Raw genomic sequence first — 18,555 nt, forward strand, 5'->3', positions numbered from 1 at the left:
CAATTCTCAAGTAAAGTTTTCCTCGATAATTGTTAATATCCGGGCAGAAGAGTGCCCGTCTCCATACGGGTTTTTAGCTGTTGCCATTTCATCATATGCTTGTGGATCTAAGATCAACTTTTCTGTTTCTAGTAAAACATTCTCTGTCTCAGTTCCTATGATTTTTAAAGTACCCGCAGCCACTCCTTCTGGGCGTTCCGTTTCTTGGCGTAAAACTAAAACAGGTTTCTGTAATGAAGGAGCTTCTTCTTGTACACCACCTGAGTCTGTTAGAATCAAATAACTTCTAGCAGCTAAATTATGAAAATCAACCATGTTCAATGGTTCGATGAGATGCACTCGTTCCACATCAGCTAAATATTGCTCAGCGATTGACTGAACTTTTGGACTAAGATGTACAGGAAACACCACTTCAAACTCAGGATGGCGTTCTACTAATTGTTTGATTGCTAGAAAAACGTTGACCATCGGTTGTCCTTGATTTTCTCTGCGATGCATCGTCAATAAAATAAACTTATGATCTGTATTTAACTTTGTTAAGATTTCGTGGGTATAGTCTGGTGTAATAGAGTAGCTCAAAGCATCAATCACTGTATTTCCTGTAACAAAAATACGATCAGCTCGATGATTTTCTTTTAGCAAATTTTCTTTACTTACATTTGTTGGAGTAAAATAAAAATCACTTAACACATCGGTTAGTTGGCGATTCATTTCTTCAGGAAACGGACTATATTTATCCCAAGTTCTCAAGCCGGCTTCTACATGCCCAATTGGGATTTGATGATAAAAAGCAGACAAGCTAGCGGCAAAAGTCGTTGTTGTATCACCATGGACTAAAATGATATCCGGTTGTTCTATCATTAGTATACTGTCTAATTCAGTAATAATTCCAATAGTTATATCTGCTAATGTCTGATTTTTATTCATCAGAGCTAAATCATAATCTGGTTTTACTTCAAATACTGATAAAACTTGATCCAACATTTCCCGGTGTTGCCCAGTAACAACAGTAATTCCTTTAAATTTTTCTTGATGCTTTTCGATTTCTTTTACAATTGGTAACATTTTGATTGCTTCGGGACGTGTACCAAAAACGGTCATGATTTTAATCAAATTTAACTTCCTTTCTAAATTGACAAATAAAAAAAGCCTAGTAGTAAAACAACTACTACAAGAAATTCTAAGTTTTTTATCCATTTTTTCTTCATTCAGCAGCCTCCTCTTTTGTTCGATCGAATGTTGCCTTATGAACTGTTTTATTCCATTTATTTTGTGGTTTGAACCATGTACAAAATCCTACTAGCTGGGCAGCCATGTAAGTAATTGAATTATAAATAAAGGCAATAACTAAGCGGATGAAAAAAATAATTTTTTTGATGATTCCCTTTTCATCTGCAAAATATTCTTTTGCTTCTTCAGAAAAATAGACGATTGGGATAATCAAGAAATTCAATGCTTCAATGCTCAACCAGAATGTTAATAGCGAAAATAAATTTGGCAAGTATTCTAAAATTCGTTTGTCAATCAAACTTAAAAATAAAATCACTAGCATTGCTACCGGTCTCACCATAGAATAAGAATAAAAAAGTGTTTCTACTTTACTTAAGAGTTCAGTTAAACTTTTTGATTTGAAAAGTGAAAGAATCTGTCGCCAAGTTGTTGTAAATGCAACATACCAGTGTCCTTGTGCCCATCGTGTTCGTTGATGATGGCTTGCAATCAAGGAGTCAGGCTTTTCATCGTGAACAACCGCAAAGTGATTCCAACCGCTGCGTTTCCCGGCAATCGAAAGTTCAACTTGTAATTCAAAATCCTCCGTATAGCTTCGCGGATTCCACCCATGTTCTGCTAAATAATTGGTATCAAGAATAAACCCTGTCCCGCCAATAGCTGCATTCCATCCTAATAAATAGTTTGCTGCTTGAACAGCACGATTTGTAATAAAATACACTGCAGCGTAGCCAGAAGCTGTAATCGAAGAACGAACGTTTTTCATGCCTAAATATCCTTGAATAACAGTTAATTCTGGATAAGCTATAATCTGTGAATTCATTTCTCTTAAGTAATTTGGATCAACAATATTATCGGCATCAATAAATGCAATGTAATCATAAGATTTCCAATGGTTTGTTTCTACATATCGAGCAATTGCATGTGGCTTACCTCGTGGATCTTCTGGTCCAGAAACATTTTCAAAAACAGTTGCTCGTGGATAAGATTGGACGACATCAATCGTTTGATCTGTACAGTTGTCCGCAATCACTACGATATCAAATAATTTTGGGTCATAATTCTGATCTACTAAGCTTTTGACCGTAGGACCAATCACAGCTTCTTCATTATGAGCAGGTACGACGAAGACAAATCTCTTTTGATCTAGTACTAATTTATAGTCACGTCTTGGTTTTTTTAACCCGAAAATGGAGAGCGTGGTAAAATAAATCAAGTTGGCAAAAACAATAATGACCATGAAAATTGCTAGCCATTTCATTGGTAAAAACGCATAATTTGGTAGGTTAAACATTCTTTCTCCTCTTTCTTTTCATAGAAAAAGAGTTGTGACAAACGTCTTGTCGCAACTCTGCGAATAAATCTTTTTATTCATTTTATTAGCTAAAACTGTGAACAGTCATTGCTCTACATCGACACATAAAATCCTTTTTATCCACATGCTTACTTATTTCATATACTGAATCTCTATAAACATTTGCTTGTTTCAGCAAGAAATAGAGCAAGACAATTCAAAAATAAGGAAATATTTTTGAATTGTCCGGCTTACTTCTACTATATGGTTACTTCAATTAGTCTTAAAATAACTATACTAGTGGATGTGTGAAAACTTCAGTTCCATCTTCTGTTATTAAGGAAATCGTATAATCATATTGACTTTGATCACGGAATTCGATTGGGATGATTGCTTGGAATGTATCATCATCAGCAACACCGGTCGGAACTCCCCATGAATCTGGTGCAGCTTCGAGTTCTGCTTTTTGATAGACTTCTTGACCTTTTTTGTCAGTAATCTGTAATTTTTTAGTTGTGCCTTGATGCGCAACGTTCATGAAGTAACCATCAAAAACTAATTGATCTTCATCATTCCAATATTTATTAAACAAATGAACTTCTTCTGTCTCACTTGAAGTTGACACATTGAAACCTGGAGTGTTATTGATGACACCCGGTTTGATGGTATTTTGTTTTAACGTTACTTGTTCTAAATCATTGAAATCATTATGGATAGGACCCATTCGTGTCATTTGTGGTTTGATTTGTAATGGTAATTCGTCCATTACTTGTCCATCAATTGTCACGCGCATACCAATCGTGTAATTTCCAGCTACTAATTCACCTAATACATCATTGTCGACAATGACTTGATACCCATTGTATCTCGCTGGGTCGTACCAGTTATGGTTAGCTGCTGGCATTTCTTTGACGATTTTACCTGATTCATCGTAGATTAATCCTTGTTTTTGAATATGAGAAGCATCAGATAAATCCCAATCTTCATTGTCAATCTTCCCTTCAAAAACTAGACCATAATTACGCCAATACCCCTTGTCAAATTCAGAAATCGTAGGATGTTTGATGGATTGAACGACTTGTTCAACTGTTTTACTTGATTTATCTTCTTTACCTGCTTGATGACCAACGACTTGGACGGCTACTTTGTCTCCTTCATTTAAGGTCGTGCCTTCTGGTAAGTCCATGCTGAATTCTTTACCGGCTTCCACTTTGATCGTTCCGATTTCTTTGTCGTTCAGTGTCGCTTTTAATTCATACGTGCGTCCTGCTTCAACATCTTGTTCGTTTACGTTCCCTGTCAATTTTGTATCTGTTGTTTTGACTTCGTTCAACGTTGGCGCATTTACTTGCCAGTCTGACCAGTTGGTTCCATCAACTACAGTTTGTTTCGCTTGTTCACTCACTTTGTCTTCTTTACCTGCTTGATGACCAACAACTTGGACGGCTACTTTGTCTCCTTCGTTTAAGGTCGTGCCTTCTGGTAAGTCCATGCTGAATTCTTTGCCGGCTTCCACTTTGATCGTTCCGATTTCTTTGTCGTTCAGTGTCGCTTTTAGTTCATACGTGCGTCCTGCTTCAACATCTTGTTCGTTTACGTTCCCTGTCAATTTTGTATCTGTTGTTTTGACTTCGTTCAACGTTGGCGCATTTACTTGCCAGTCTGACCAGTTGGTTCCATCAACTACAGTTTGTTTCGCTTGTTCACTCACTTTGTCTTCTTTACCTGCTTGATGACCAATGACTTGGACGGCTACTTTGTCTCCTTCGTTTAAGGTCGTGCCTTCTGGTAAGTCCATGCTGAATTCTTTGCCAGCTTCCACTTTGATTGTTCCGATTTCTTTGTCGTTCAGTGTCGCTTTTAGTTCATACGTGCGTCCTGCTTCAACATCTTGTTCGTTTACGTTCCCTGTTAATTTTGTATCTGTTGTTTTGACTTCGTTCAACGTTGGCGCATTTACTTGCCAGTCTGACCAGTTAGTATTATCAACGATCTTCCATTGATCTACTTGACTGACTTTGTCCTTCTCGCCATCTTCATGTCCGATGACTTTTGCTGTTAAGACATCATTTTCTTTTAATGGCTTATCTAAAGAGATATCTAATTGAGCTCCTGATGTTGAAATAGCTTTAGTTGCTATCTTTTCACCATTCAATGTAAGTTCCATATCATAGCTACGACCATTGAAACGGTTTTGCGATGGGATTTCGACAACAACAGAGGTATCACCTTCTGTCGTTTCACGATCGATTTTAGGTGCATTTACTTGCCAATTCTCCCAAGTATTTTCTGATTCTTGGTTTTCCTTAACAACAGTTTTCACATGTGCACTTTCTTTAGGGATGACCGTTCCGTTACTTCCTTCGATTGGCTCATTTCCAATAATGTAAGCTTCGATTGTTTGTCCTTTAACTAGCTCGTCACCGAAAATCGGTGCACGATATTCATTACTTTCACCGTCATAATCATGACTATACACTTCTTTACCATCAACCAATACTTTCACAGTATAGTAACGATTTTTTTGTAAGTTTTGATTAGGTAGCAATCCACTGATTAATGTTTCTTCGTCATACGCATCATTGATAGTTGGTGCTACCACTTTCCATTGGTCCCAAGGAATAGAATCTTTCCCAACTGTGTAACGTGTCGCACTAGATTCTTTACGATCTTTCACACCATTTCCATTAGGTTGTGTTTCATTTCCAACTACATAGGCTGAAATCGTATCGCCATTTTTTAAACCATATCCAGATAAATCAGCATCCCAATTGCCGGTCGCATCCATTTGGATATTTGATTTGATCGTAGAACTTCCTTTTTTTAAGGTAACGCTATATTCTGTCTCATGTTCATTACTTATATCTTGCTTTCCATTACCAGAAAAATGCTCATCATCTTCAGTTTTCAAAGAAGTAGGTTCTACGGGATCCTCAATCCATGAACCACGTTCAAATGGATTGCCATCTCCCCATAAGCCCCATTGATCTAAAATTGTTTCTGAACCGCCCCAGTTCCATCCTAATCCCCAGTCAGCAGAAGCAGAGTTGACAGAAAAACGATACATTGATTTTCTTTCAACTACTTTTTCAGTATCTGTATGCCATTTACCTAAATCAATTCGTAAATCAACATTTTGATAAGCGGTGATACTTGCAATTGCTTTTTCAGTTTTCAAAACGATTGCTTGTAGATCCTGATCGTAGTATGCAGTTTCTTGGCTATAAAGATTACCTAAACTTGGTTTCTTTTCCCAAATATCTTCAATATCGCGACGATGTGTCCCAATTCCACTGGTTGGATTCGTTTTTACTTCTCCGTGGATATATTGTTTATAATTAGGTGTGCTGAAAAACTCAGAAGCAATCTCGGGATCGATTTTAATCACAGTTTTTGTTTGTGTACCGATACCCACTTGTAACATTGATTTTGAGCCAGTAGAGATATTTAACATTCCTCCACCAGTAATCGTCACATTATTGATATAGTTCTTATATCCAGTGCCGACACTAATTCGTGGTGATACTTCAGTTGCATTTTGTTTTGTAGTCAATCCATCTGTAGGAATGGTATTGCTGGTTTCTTGTGCATTGATCTGAGTTGGCAAGATCAATGCTGAAAATAATAGTCCAGCAATCAATGCTTTTCTTTTTTTATGTTTGAACATTTTCATTTTTTACCTTCTTTCCTTTTGCTAAGACATATTTTATCTTCATTTCTTTTTGATAATTATTTTAATTCATAGAAAATCAACACAAAAAAAAATAATTCATTTTTTAGTACATAGCAGAAATACTGCTAACAAGTGACTAAGCCTAGTCTTTCAGCTAATTAATTCATCAAAATGTACTAATTCTTGACAATCTATCCATTCAAAACAGCTTTCCTGAAAAAAACGGGTCAAACGTCGATCGACCATTTCAATCGTTGAATAACTTCGAGGTAACGCAATTTTTTTATACAATTCTTCTTGTGTGTTTTTTCTTTTCACTTTCACACAATAAATGGTTATATCTGGTAAAAAATAAGACACTTGCCTTTCGCTTGCTTGTGATTTGACCCATTTGTAATCTTGAAGATCCATGATTGTATCAAACTTATGATTAAAGAGGTATGCCACTTCTTCTTCATCTTTTTTCAATACAATCTCAATTTCATTATTTAAATATGTTGTTACATTCCCATAAGCTGGTCGTGTATCAAATAAAATATATTTATTACATCCGTCAATTTCTGCCACAAAACATTGGAGATCAATGACTTGCACTTGGACTCCCCCCTTTTTTCGAAAGTATACTAGGAAATCATTTCTCGTATTATTTTTTACCTATCTATTTTTTGACAAAAATAGATAAAATGAAGTAAATATCTACCCGCAGTACGCGTGTTTTTTTCGTTCCAACCTCTTTCGTAATTGACACTGACTAAAGTCATCAACAAAAAAACAAGGAACCTTTTAATAATCAAAAAGGTTCCTTGTTTTATTCAGTATATTCAGTAGGTCATCAAATAACAGGTTGCTTTGGCCAAGCGTCTTGATACGGATGCCCAGTTAATTCTTCTACGACATTTTTTGCTTCTGGTGTAACTGTTTCTTTCAATCCGCCTTCTTCTAAGCGATCGATTTCTTGTTTCAATACTTCGTGTGTTTCACGATTCAATTTGAATGTTAGTGCCATCACTAACGCGCAAGAAATCAATATAACAGGGGCAATAAAGAAAATCAATGCGATTCCCGTTTGAATATGATGTGGTGTATTCGTAAAGTTCGTCATCGTTTTTGAATCAAAGCCAATTTCTGCTAATAAAATCCCAGCAATCCAAGAAGCGAATGCACCCGTTGATTTTCTAAAGAACGTCATCACTGCTGCATAGATGCCCGCGCGATCGCCTCGTGTCATCATGCGGTCAACATCTGGAATAAATGGAAAAACATTCCATGGTGTAAATTCTAAAATTGCGCGCGCACATTGATAAAAAACTGAAATGATTACTAAGACCCAAAAAGCATTTTGGATATGGAGTGCCCATGTTAAGAAATAACCAACCATAGTAATGATGATCGTGATGTAGCTAAGTGTAAACAAATAGCGAGGTCCATGTGTCAACATCAATCGTGCAGCCACTAATGTTGCAACGATACCAAAAATAGAAAGTGCTTGGAGTGTCCAAGGTGTATCTTCTTTCACACCATGAATACAACAAATAATAAAAGTTGGTAGCAAAGTAGAATAAAAATCTTTTCCGGTAAATGACAATAAATAAATACCTAGATGTTGGCGAAATGCACGATTCTTAAAGGTTGAAAAATAATCTTTGACTGTTTTTTTCACGAATTCACCTAAAGATAATTTTGGCTGGCTCTCTAACTCTGCTAAAAATTCTGGTGTCAACGGACGTTCCCAAGTAGTTCGGTAAGAAACAAAAATAGCGACAACAAAAATCACCGTCCAAATGATTCCAGTAATAAGATAGGCATTCGGATTTTTCATGTGCTGCAACGCTGCTAACACTAAGAAAACAAGCGCTGTCCCAGTGGCAGAAATAAACATGCGTGAACTAGATAAAATCGTACGGAGGTTGTAATCAGTGGTCATTTCCGTTGGCAAAGTTTCCCATGGGATCAAAACCATAGCAATTGCAAGTTCGATGGCTACATAAATCACTAGATAATAAACCCAGCTATCTGCTTGAACCCAGAATAATGGAAATAAAACTGTGAACAAAATTCCGCCTAGTAGAATAAAGAAATGACGTCGGCCAAAGTGTTGACCTAATTTTGTTCGATAAAAGCCATCCGTGATTGCACCAAAGAATAAGGAAAACACCGCGTCAATAATTCGACCAATCCCTGTGATTGCTCCAGCAAACGCCGGATTGATTCCTTGGCTCAACACGAAAGCAAAAATGACTCCTGAAACGATATTATTCCAACCGCCGCCCATCAAATCAGTCAATCCATAAGCCACTCCACGACCAATTGTAATCTTTTTAGGTTGGTAAACCCACTGTTTTTTCTTATCCATTTCTCTTCATCCACCTTCCGTCAGCTTTCAAAAAAACCAAAATATTCATGCGCATTGTCAAAACAAATATCTTTGACGATTTGTCCCAAATATTCATTATCATCAGGTAAACGACCTTGATCGACCCACTCACCTAGGAGCTGACATAATACGCGACGGAAATATTCATGACGTGGATAACTCAAGAAGCTGCGAGAATCAGTCAACATTCCAGTAAAATTAGCCAATAAACTTTGTTGCGCCATAATGGTTAATTGATTGCGCATTCCTTCACAAGTATCGTTAAACCACCACGCACAACCAAGTTGAAGTTTTTGAATGATTTCCCCTTGGAAACTTTGCATAGCAGTTGCTAGTGGTAACCAGTCATTTGGATTCAGCGAGTATAAAATCGTTTTTGGTAACTGGTTTGCTTCTTCAACTTCTGCAAATAATTTTACGATATTTTTTGTCAGTCCACTTTGATCTCCCATCGAGTCACCACCAACATTGATTCCGATTTCTCGTTTCATTTTCGTTGAATCATTTCGAAAGGCGTTCATGTGCATTTGCATCGTCCATTGACGTTGATAGTATTCTCCCATCAAATGTTTTTGGATTGCTGTTGTAAATTGAGCAACTTCAGTTCTTGTAAAGTTCGTTTCTCCAGTTAATGCACGTGCTAAAATGACATCTAATTCTTCTTCTGTTGCTGAAGCATATACAAATGTATTTAATCCTTGATCTGCTAAACGTCCGCCCATTTTATGGAAAAAGTCGATTCTTCTTGATAAAGCAGTTGTTAAATCTGAAAATGTGTGAATTGGTATCTGGGCGCTTACACCTAATTTATCTAAGTATTCACGATATTCTTCTGTAGTAATTGCCCAAGTGTTGTCAGGACGAAAAGTTGGCAATACTTTAAAAGAATTATGTTCTTGTGCCAATTTTGCATGATACTTCAAGTCGTCAGCAGGATCATCGGTCGTGCAAATTGCCTTGACTTTCATCATTTTTAATAATTCTTTTGGACGATATGCGTCTGTTTGAATTTTTTCATTTGCTTGTCGCCAAATCTCTGGTGCATTCTTTTGATTAATGATCAAGTCAATCGAAAAATATCGACGTAATTCTAAATGCGACCATTCGTAAATTGGGTTACCGACTGCCTTCTCAATTGTTTTAACAAATGCCAAAAATTTTTCATAATCATCCCCGTCGCCACTAATCAGTTCTTCAGCCACACCATTTGCTCGCAACAAGCGCCATTTATAATGATCGCCTGCTCCTTTGTCATTGAGCCAGACTTGAGTTAAATTTTCATACTGTTGATTTTCAAAAATAGCTTTTGGCTCTAAATGGCAGTGATAATCAATAATTGGTTCCTCTTTGGCATATTGATGGAATAACTTGCGTCCTACTTCATTTGTTAATAAAAAATTTTCATCTAAAAACATAGTTAAGCGCTTCCTTCTTTTTATTTTTTATTCAGAGGCTGAACTTGAAACTTGCTCAACCTCCTTCATTGTTACTGTTGAAATGAATCGTTTAGAATTATTTCTGTTGCTCTTTTTCTAAAGCTTCCCAAATGCCATTCAAATACATCGCTCCAAGTGCCCGATCGTATAAGCCATAACCTGGCCGTCCCGTTTCTCCCCAGATCATGCGTCCATGGTCAGGACGGATATAGCCAGTAAACCCGTTATCATACATTGCTTTTAAAATTTGATACATATCTAATGAACCATATTCTGACTTATGTGGTGCTTCATAGAAATCTTTTCCTTGAATAAATTTAATGTTACGAACATGTGCAAACGGAATTCGATCTCGTTGACAAAACTCTGCCATGATTTCATAAACATTATTTGCTGGATCTTCTGCAATGCTGCCTGTACATAACGTAATCCCATTTGCTGGGCTATCCACTACCCGACAAATCCAGTCCAAGTCCTCCCGATTTTTCACGATTCGTGGTAAGCCAAAAATCGAATAAGGTGGATCATCTGGATGAACAGCCATTTTTATTCCAACTTCTTCACAAGTTGGGATAATTGCTTTCAAGAAATAGGCAAAGTTTTCACGCAATTTTGTTTCATCCACCTCTTTATAAGCTCGCAGTAATTCTTTTACTTTGGCCAACCGTTCTGGTTCCCAACCGGGTAATTCAAAATCATTGCTTGAATTTTCCACTTTTTTTATGATTTCCTCAGGATCTTCTGGAATGTCTGCTGCGATATATGCTAATGTTGAAGAGCCATCTGGCAAGCGATAATCAAGATCTGATTTTACCCAGTCAAAAACCGGCATGAAATTATAGCAGATTACTTCAATACCGAATTCAGCTAAATTACGAATCGTTTGTTGGTAATTTGCAATATATTTGTCTCTACTTGGTAAACCAATCTTGATATCATCATGAACATTCACACTTTCAATTACCTTTAATGTTAATCCTGCTGCTTCAATTTCTTCTTTCAATGCTTTGATTCGTTCTTTCGGCCATACATCTCCAACGGGGATATCCATAAGCGTTCCCACAATGCCTTTCATCGCTGGAATTTGGCGAATCTCTTCTAATGTAATTTTTTCTTCTTGTGAACCATACCATCTAAACGTCATTTCCATGATTATCTTCCTCCGAAATTTGTTAAGTAGGTACGAATCGTTTTTCTCACTGCTCCAGGACCTACTAACATTTCTGCTACGATTTGTTCGATTTTTTCACCAAGTCCAACTTCATATAAATTTGACCCAAAAATAGTTTCATTGGCTAGAATAGTTGCAACACTGTGATGGATCACTTCCGCAGATTGTTCACCTAAATGAAGACTTCTTAGTTGCTCCTGTAATTCAGGTAATAGTGGGTCAGAGCTTGGTACAAATGTATTTCCTTCATCATCAATTGCTAACAAATAACGCAACCAAGCAGCAATCGCTACTGGAATAAATACAAGTGATTGTGTAGCTGATCTCTCTGCATACTTTTTAATTGTTTCGCCAAACCGAATCGCTACTTTTTGGGAAGTATCACTTGCAATTCGTTGTGGTGTATCTGGAATATTGGGATTAGGCAAACGTTTTTCAATCACCTCATCAATAAATTCTTTGGGATCAATTATTTTTGGATCTTCTACTACTGGTAAGCCTTCTTGATACCCAATGGCTTTGATTAATCCCACAATTTCTTCATCTTCCATCTCAGCTGCAATTGATTGATAACCAAGTAAACAACCAGTGATGGCCATAGCCGTATGAAGTGGATTCAAACAAGTGGTGACTTTCATCACATCTGCTTTATCAACAATCTCTTGACTTGTAAGGATAACGCCCGCCTTTTCTAAAGCAGGACGTCCATTCGGAAAGTAGTCTTCGAGCACTAAATAATGGACAACTTCGGTATTCACAAACGGTGCGATATTCGTATGTTTTTCTGTATGGATCATTTCCATATCAACAAAACCGAGTTTCTCAAGTTCCGTCTGTACAACTTTTGCAGGGTTTGGTGTAATACGATCAATCATGCTCCAAGGAAAAGCTACTTTTTCAGAATCAGTTAAATACTCGATAAATGCTTGAGATACAAAGCCTTTTTCTCGCCATCCTTGTGCAATTGTCAGCACACTATTTTGGAATCGCTTTCCATTTTGTGAAAAATTGTCCGTGGAAATCATGGCAATTGGTAATTTTCCCGCTAAAAATCGTTTGTGTAATAAAGCCGTCACAATACTTATCGTATGTTGCGGAGCTTCAAGGCCATTTTGAATATCCGCTTCTACTACAGGAAAAAAATTCCCAGCAGCATCTTTCAAGTGATACCCTTTTTCGGTAATCGTAAAGGTCGTAAACTTTAGGGCCGGATTTTCAAAATATTGAACGACTTGTGCAAAACTTTCTTTCTCACTAGGATGACAAAAGAAAGCATCTGCTGTCGCAGCTAAAAGCTTCTTATCTAAGGTCCCATCATCATGCATGATAACTTCTACTACATCACTATGAAACGGTTTGTAAGCCTTATCAATTACTTGTTTATCGAAAGTTTCACAAACAACAATACCAGCAGTTAATTCTTTTGCATCAGCTAATCGCTGTGCAATTTCTGCATGAAATCCACGATATAAATTTCCACCACCAAAATGAAGCCACACTGGCGATTTTTTTCCTTTTTTCTTAACTTCATCAACATCATAAGTAGGAATAGCGATGCCAACTTGTTTTAATTCCGTTACTGATTTTTGCCAACCTTTTAAGTCAATCACAGAATCCCTCCTAAAACTGATATATCAGTTAATTTGATACTTGCATTATATTCGCCAATTTTGGCTTTGTCAATACGTCAATTTTATTTTTTTCACCTTACTAATAAAAAAAATAGCAAATACTAATATATCAGAATAACTCAAATAAGAGAAAGCACCTCGCAGATAGTGTGCTTTCTCTTATTTATAATCAATCATTCATTCCCATAAAGGCAAAACTATATTTTCATAGGTCATAGGATCCAAGTTAGTGAGTGTTATCCCTAACAACCGAATGCCTTTCTCGACACCAAGAATTTCTTCCCAAATCAAACTGGCCTGATAATAAAGTGCCTCTTTTTTATAAATGTATTCTGGTAAGGTTATCCGTTTCGTAATTGTTGAATAATCAGTATAGCGAACTTTTAATACGACTGTTTTCCCGTGTTTTTGGACTTTTCTCAGTGCTTCTTCTACTTTCTCTGCTAGCTGTCGAAGCTGTGCTAAGACAGCTTCTTCTGTCTGGAGTGGCTGACCATAGGTATGTTCTTTGCCAACTGATTTTCGCTCTCGCGTAACATTTACAGGCGAATCATGAATCCCACGAACCTTTCGATAAAGGGAATACCCCATTTTCCCAAAATTTTGAATCAATTGCATTTCACTCATCTCATATAAATCTGCACCTGTAAAAACTCCTAGCTCATTCATTTTTGGCACTGTTTTTTTTCCAACTCCATGAAACTTTTCTATTGGTAATTTTTTTAGAAAAGAGACAGCCTCTTGAGGTGTCACCACAGTAATTCCACGTGGTTTTTGAAAATCAGAAGCCAGTTTTGCCAGAAATTTATTATAGCTAACTCCTGCCGAACAAGTTAGATGAACTGCTTCCCAGATATCTGCTTGAATCATTCGAGCAATTTTAATTGCTGATTTACAATTCACTTTGTTTTCTGTCACATCTAGATACGCTTCATCGATACTAACTGGCTCGATGACTTCAGTGTATCTCCGAAAAACTTCACGAACAACTTGAGATACTTCCGAATATTTTTGATGATCACCAGGTTTAAAAATGGCTGTTGGACACAATTCAAATGCTTTTTGTGCGCTCATCGCTGAATGAATCCCATATTGTCTCGCTTCGTAATTTGCCGTTGTCACGACACCTCGACCACCAGTATCACTGGGATGGCGAGCAATCACTAATGGGTGCCCTCTAAATTCTGGATGATCGCGTTCTTCAACCGAGGCGAAAAAAGCATCCATGTCGATATGGATGATCTTTCTTGATGTATCATTATGTAAAGGAAACTGTAGTTCCATTGGTATTCACCTCGATCTTATTCTCATTGTTATTATAGTCGAACTTTTGTTCCCTATCAAGCTATTCTAATTTAACTTTGAGGTTTTAAAAAATGTATGATCATTGATAAATGGGTATGCCATTCGTTTTGCATAATCATAAGATAGTTCGACTTATTCAACAAAAAATCGTCCGTGTATTTTGTTTCATGTAAAAAAATATCTATTTTTAAAATTGAATTTCTTCTACACGAATCGTTTTCATATGTACACTAAGTCACCATTCAAAAAAGGAGCAAAACATGGTTCTGTTTCGCTCCTTAAGCTTTTGTGTATTGGTTATTGAATTTGCTACTATTCATCTAATTCATGAAATTGTCGATAAACTTCTTGCTTTTTCAGGTGATTTGCCGCAGCTATTTTCTTAATAGCAGCATTTGGCTTCTCACCAGTTGCAATCAAGGCTTCTACTTGTTCTCTCAAAGAGATTTGAATAACTTCCTCTGCTTCAGTCAAACTACCATCGTCGCCAGCGACCATCAAGCAACATTCACCTTTGATTTGATTTTCTTTTAGATACATTAATAGTTCGTCTACATCTCCACGTAGATATTCTTCATGAATTTTAGTTAGTTCCCGACATAACACCACTTGACGATTTCCAAGTACCACGCGTATATTTTCAAGTGTAGCACTTACACGATAAGGTGATTCATAAAAAATAAGTGTTGCTGTTTGAGGCTTTAATTGCATCAATATTTCTTTTTGTTCCTTCTTTTTTCTTGGTAAAAACCCATAAAATAAAAACGGTTGTGGTTCGAGACCAGAAGCAATCAAAGCAGTAATACCTGCTGTAGGGCCGGGTACTGATACGACTGGGATTCCTTCTGCAATACATGCAACAACTAATTCATGACCAGGATCACTAATAGAAGGCATTCCCGCGTCACTTACTTGGGCAATGCTTTGTCCTGTTTTTAATTGTTCAAGTAAGTATGGAATTCTTTCTTTGTAGTTATGTTCATGCAAACTTTTCTGTGGTGTTTCTACCTCAAAATGATTTAATAATTTTTGTGTATTACGTGTATCTTCACTTGCTATCAAGTCTGCTTCTTGTAACAGACGAACACTTCGGTAAGTCATATCTTCAAGGTTACCAATCGGTGTGGGAACAAGATATAAAGTTCCTATACCTGAATGATCCTTAAAACTTTTTTGGTTATACATTTCCTGCCTCCTTAATAAAAAAGAGCGAAGACACAAGTCGACTGACTCACATCTTTGCCCTAACATAGATAAATTTTAAATATTACCGTCCACTTTCACGATAAATAACTTCCAAGCAAAACGCACACGGCTCATCATTTTCGCGACGTGAACCGTATAAGTCATAACAAACATGAAAACCTTCTTCATAAATTTTTTCTAAATTCATCCGGGATTTCGATAATTCTTGTTTGACACTTTCAGCGGGTGCTTCGGCTACTTGATTCAGCTCACGCAAATGTTCACGCAGACGTTGGTTTTCCATCTCAAGCGTGGTATTTTTTTCGACGATTTCATGAAGTGCATGCTTCATTTCTACTAATTCAGTTAAGGTATTTCGTAATTCTGATTCTAGCTGGTTTAAACCGTCATATAAAGATCGCTTATCCATTCATCTCACCTACTTGAATGAAGTCTTTTAGTTCATCCCATTCATACTCCACTGGATTTTCTCGTCCCGTCAACCGAACTTTTACCATTCGGCTAAGTAGATTTAATCCTACGACTTTCCCTTTACCATCAGGTGTTTCAATCATTTTCCCAAAGTCAGGGAGTTCTTTTTTTGCTGCCTCGTACTCTGCGCTCTCATATTGCAGACAACACATCAAACGTCCACATAAGCCAGAAATTTTTGTTGGATTCAAAGAAAGACCTTGATCTTTCGCCATCTTGATCGAAACCGGTACAAAATCTCCTAAAAATGTCGAACAGCATAATGGTCGACCACAGGGCCCAATTCCACCAATAATTTTTGCTTCATCACGGACACCAATTTGGCGTAACTCGATCCTAGTCCGAAAAATACTTGCTAACTCTTTCACCAAATCCCGAAAGTCAATTCGTCCATCAGCAGTAAAAGAAAAAATCATTTTGCTGCGATCAAAAGTATACTCCACTTTCACGATTTTCATTTCTAGTTCATGTTCACGTGCTTTTTGTTTAGCGATTTTCAGCGCTTCGGTAGCATCTTGTTGATTTTTTTGTTCTTTTGCTAGCTCGGTAGCCGAAGCTTTATGCAAAATTGGTTTGACTTCTTCTGGTAAATCTTGGGAATCAAGTTCTCGTTTGGGAATGGCAACTGTTGCAATATGTAAGGTTTGTTGAGATTCGACTAACACCTTATCATTATAAAAATATTCAGAATCCCCTGGCGCAAAATAATAGATATGCCCAGCATCTCTATAACGGACGCCTACTACTTCTACCATTTCCAACCTCCTTGGTTACTCAGCTATAATTAAAAATCGTTTGTAAAACGAACTGTTCAGCTACTGCTTGAAAACTCACGTTACTACGCAATTTTTGTTCAGCAACTAAAATGCGTTCAATGATTTGATTGGCTTTTTTTGTTTTGCTTGATTCTTCAGTAGCAATTGCTTGCTTTTGTGCTTCTTGGAAATAAAATAACAGAATTGAAAGTGCCATAAACTGTTGATTTTTTTCCTTAAATACTTTAGTCAATTTCTTTTGGACATAGATAAATGCTTGAGGATCTTGCTTTTGTAGATAAGTGAACCACTGATAAATCGAGTCCTTAGCCTCATTAAACCATTCATCTTCTGAGATTTCAACTGCTTTTCGTAAACTGTTGGTTAAGAATGCTAAAAGTTTCGCTTTTTCCAATGGAATTTGTTCTTCCTGTAATTTGTGAATTAAAACTTCTTTTGAAAGTTCTTGAAAATGTAAAACTTGGCAACGTGATTGAATCGTTGGTAAAATCCGACCAATCGCATCCGTTTCTAAAATTGCTAGAAAATCACCCGGTGGCTCTTCTAAAAATTTAAGTAGACTATTTGCCGCGCTAACGTTCATTTTCTCTGCTTCCTTGATCAAGAAAACTTTCTTTTTTGATTCATAGCCACTTCGACTAAATTCTGTTTGTAAACGACGAATTTGATCGACCTTGATTGTTTGCCCTTCAGGTTCGATCACTAATACATCTGGATGTTCATTATTTTGAATTCGCTGGCAGTTATTGCAAATACCACAAGGCCGGTTATCTACTAAGTGTGTACAAAATAGATGTTGGGCCAACCAAATACCCATTTCATATTTACCCGTTCCTTTTTCGCCCTCAAAAAGATAAGCATGAGCGAGACGCCCATGCTCAAAACTTCGTTGAAGTTGTTGATAAACGAAATGTTGCATTTGAGCCAGTTTTACTAACTCTTCTTGTTTCATAGCTCCTCCTAAAAGTGATGGAATCCTTCGACAGGTAAAACAAAGACTGTTGCTCCGCCAACTTCCACCTCTACTGGGTAAGGAACACCACCATCCATAGAAATATCCAACGTAACTGGTGTTGAAACAAATTGTTTACGAGATTCACAAGTCTTTTTGATAATTTCAAGTGCTTCGTCTACTCGTTCATCCTCAATCCCTACAATAAATGTGCTATTGCCGGCTTTTAAAAAGCCACCAGTTGAAGATAATTTTGTTGCGCGAATATTGGCATCAATCAGTTCATTCGATAAACGGTTACTATCTTTATCTTGGATAATAGCTAAAATAATTTTCATACACAGTCACCTTCCTAATTTTCAAAAAATTGTGGATATTTATCAATAATGGCATAATAACTAGCCTGAAGAACTTCTTCAAAACTTAATCTTGCATCAATTTTATGAATACGTTCTGGGTATTCTTCTGCAAGTTTTAGATACGCATGACGAACTCGTTGATGAAACTCAAGTCCCTCAGAATCTAATCGATCAATTTGATTCTGACGATTTTTTTGGATACGACGCAATCCTGTATCAGAATCAACATCCAGATATAGAGTAAAATCAGGTGTCAATCCTTCAGTCGCGAACTCATTCAAGCGAGCAATTTCGCGCATTCCAATACGTCGTCCAGCTCCTTGATAGGCAAGTGAACTATCCACAAAACGATCACAAAGAACAATGTTACCTTCTTCTAAAGCTGGCAAAATCTTTTCAATTAGATGTTGTCTTCTAGCCGCTGCATAGAGAAGTGCTTCTGTTCGTTCATCCATTCGTTCGTTTTTAGGATCAAGAATAACTTGGCGAATTTCTTCCGCAATTGGAATGCCACCAGGTTCTCTTGTTTGAATCATTTCTGTTTTTGCGACTTTTTTCAATAGAGGAAATAATTCCTTCAAGATACTTGTTTTTCCAGCACCATCTGGTCCCTCAATTGTAATAAATAGTCCGTTCACATTTTTGCCTCCATCTCTCGTACTACATCTTCATTGTAG

15 protein-coding genes are annotated in these 18,555 nt (G+C 37.0%); all 15 read right to left on the bottom strand.

Annotated elements, in window-relative coordinates; all coding sequences use genetic code 11:
- Positions 1-6: 6 nt before the first annotated feature.
- The 15 genes from wecB to tmk all read right to left on the bottom strand — a co-directional run bounded on the left by wecB (position 7) and on the right by tmk (position 18,516).
- Positions 7-1,101, bottom strand: coding sequence for a non-hydrolyzing UDP-N-acetylglucosamine 2-epimerase (gene wecB / locus AC4BC3_RS08940; RefSeq protein WP_490467308.1), 1,095 nt, complete (start codon positions 1,099-1,101; stop codon positions 7-9).
- Positions 1,102-1,204: 103 nt separating this feature from the next.
- On the bottom strand, positions 1,205-2,524 hold the full coding sequence (locus AC4BC3_RS08945; protein WP_206907597.1) for a glycosyltransferase family 2 protein: 1,320 nt from the start codon (positions 2,522-2,524) through the stop codon (positions 1,205-1,207).
- A 292-nt stretch (positions 2,525-2,816) separates the two neighbouring features.
- Positions 2,817-6,197: a hypothetical protein gene (locus tag AC4BC3_RS08950; protein WP_490466311.1), complete on the bottom strand. Its 3,381-nt coding sequence runs from the start codon at positions 6,195-6,197 to the stop codon at positions 2,817-2,819.
- A 150-nt stretch (positions 6,198-6,347) separates the two neighbouring features.
- Positions 6,348-6,791 (bottom strand): hypothetical protein, encoded by a 444-nt coding sequence (locus AC4BC3_RS08955; RefSeq protein WP_490466312.1) that lies wholly within the window; start codon positions 6,789-6,791, stop codon positions 6,348-6,350.
- A 238-nt stretch (positions 6,792-7,029) separates the two neighbouring features.
- Positions 7,030-8,550, bottom strand: coding sequence for an MFS transporter (locus AC4BC3_RS08960; protein WP_490466313.1), 1,521 nt, complete (start codon positions 8,548-8,550; stop codon positions 7,030-7,032).
- A gap of 20 nt (positions 8,551-8,570) precedes the next feature.
- On the bottom strand, positions 8,571-9,986 hold the full coding sequence (gene uxaC, locus AC4BC3_RS08965) for a glucuronate isomerase (protein WP_490466314.1): 1,416 nt from the start codon (positions 9,984-9,986) through the stop codon (positions 8,571-8,573).
- A 97-nt stretch (positions 9,987-10,083) separates the two neighbouring features.
- Positions 10,084-11,157, bottom strand: coding sequence for a mannonate dehydratase (uxuA, locus tag AC4BC3_RS08970; protein ID WP_490466315.1), 1,074 nt, complete (start codon positions 11,155-11,157; stop codon positions 10,084-10,086).
- 2 nt (positions 11,158-11,159) lie between these two features.
- The gene (locus tag AC4BC3_RS08975; protein WP_490466316.1) at positions 11,160-12,788 is read right to left on the bottom strand and encodes a mannitol dehydrogenase family protein; all 1,629 of its coding nucleotides are present in this window, start codon (positions 12,786-12,788) and stop codon (positions 11,160-11,162) included.
- A gap of 198 nt (positions 12,789-12,986) precedes the next feature.
- A complete protein-coding gene (gene dinB, locus AC4BC3_RS08980) occupies positions 12,987-14,093 on the bottom strand; it encodes a DNA polymerase IV (protein WP_490466317.1) in 1,107 nt (368 codons plus the stop codon).
- A gap of 333 nt (positions 14,094-14,426) precedes the next feature.
- Complete coding sequence (gene rsmI, locus AC4BC3_RS08985) at positions 14,427-15,299, bottom strand: 16S rRNA (cytidine(1402)-2'-O)-methyltransferase (RefSeq protein ID WP_490466318.1); 873 nt, start codon at positions 15,297-15,299, stop codon at positions 14,427-14,429.
- Positions 15,300-15,381: 82 nt separating this feature from the next.
- The gene (locus AC4BC3_RS08990) at positions 15,382-15,729 is read right to left on the bottom strand and encodes a DNA replication initiation control protein YabA (RefSeq protein ID WP_067480400.1); all 348 of its coding nucleotides are present in this window, start codon (positions 15,727-15,729) and stop codon (positions 15,382-15,384) included.
- A complete protein-coding gene (locus tag AC4BC3_RS08995; protein ID WP_206911015.1) occupies positions 15,722-16,546 on the bottom strand; it encodes a PSP1 domain-containing protein in 825 nt (274 codons plus the stop codon). The genes AC4BC3_RS08990 and AC4BC3_RS08995 overlap by 8 nt, the downstream gene beginning before the upstream one ends.
- A gap of 19 nt (positions 16,547-16,565) precedes the next feature.
- Entirely contained in the window at positions 16,566-17,519 is a 954-nt protein-coding gene (gene holB / locus AC4BC3_RS09000) for a DNA polymerase III subunit delta' (protein WP_490466319.1), read from the bottom strand.
- Between the two features lie 8 nt (positions 17,520-17,527).
- Positions 17,528-17,857: a cyclic di-AMP receptor DarA gene (gene darA / locus AC4BC3_RS09005; protein ID WP_067480388.1), complete on the bottom strand. Its 330-nt coding sequence runs from the start codon at positions 17,855-17,857 to the stop codon at positions 17,528-17,530.
- Positions 17,858-17,871: 14 nt separating this feature from the next.
- Entirely contained in the window at positions 17,872-18,516 is a 645-nt protein-coding gene (tmk, locus tag AC4BC3_RS09010; RefSeq protein ID WP_490466320.1) for a dTMP kinase, read from the bottom strand.
- Between the last annotated feature and the right edge of the window lie 39 nt (positions 18,517-18,555).

This window comes from Enterococcus sp. AAFC-DPL-6103 (genome assembly GCF_058216595.1).

Excerpts from the sequence above, each read along its gene's own strand:
- uxuA (WP_490466315.1), bottom strand. The coding sequence starts at position 11,157 with ATGGAAATGACGTTTAGATGGTATGGTTCACAAGAAGAAAAAATTACA.
- AC4BC3_RS08990 (WP_067480400.1), bottom strand. The coding sequence starts at position 15,729 with ATGGATAAGCGATCTTTATATGACGGTTTAAACCAGCTAGAATCAGAA.
- uxaC (WP_490466314.1), bottom strand. The coding sequence starts at position 9,986 with ATGTTTTTAGATGAAAATTTTTTATTAACAAATGAAGTAGGACGCAAG.
- AC4BC3_RS08960 (WP_490466313.1), bottom strand. The coding sequence starts at position 8,550 with ATGGATAAGAAAAAACAGTGGGTTTACCAACCTAAAAAGATTACAATT.
- holB (WP_490466319.1), bottom strand. The coding sequence starts at position 17,519 with ATGAAACAAGAAGAGTTAGTAAAACTGGCTCAAATGCAACATTTCGTT.
- AC4BC3_RS08945 (WP_206907597.1), bottom strand. The coding sequence starts at position 2,524 with ATGTTTAACCTACCAAATTATGCGTTTTTACCAATGAAATGGCTAGCA.
- wecB (WP_490467308.1), bottom strand. The coding sequence starts at position 1,101 with ATGACCGTTTTTGGTACACGTCCCGAAGCAATCAAAATGTTACCAATT.
- AC4BC3_RS08995 (WP_206911015.1), bottom strand. The coding sequence starts at position 16,546 with ATGGTAGAAGTAGTAGGCGTCCGTTATAGAGATGCTGGGCATATCTAT.
- dinB (WP_490466317.1), bottom strand. The coding sequence starts at position 14,093 with ATGGAACTACAGTTTCCTTTACATAATGATACATCAAGAAAGATCATC.
- darA (WP_067480388.1), bottom strand. The coding sequence starts at position 17,857 with ATGAAAATTATTTTAGCTATTATCCAAGATAAAGATAGTAACCGTTTA.
- rsmI (WP_490466318.1), bottom strand. The coding sequence starts at position 15,299 with ATGTATAACCAAAAAAGTTTTAAGGATCATTCAGGTATAGGAACTTTA.
- AC4BC3_RS08950 (WP_490466311.1), bottom strand. The coding sequence starts at position 6,197 with ATGAAAATGTTCAAACATAAAAAAAGAAAAGCATTGATTGCTGGACTA.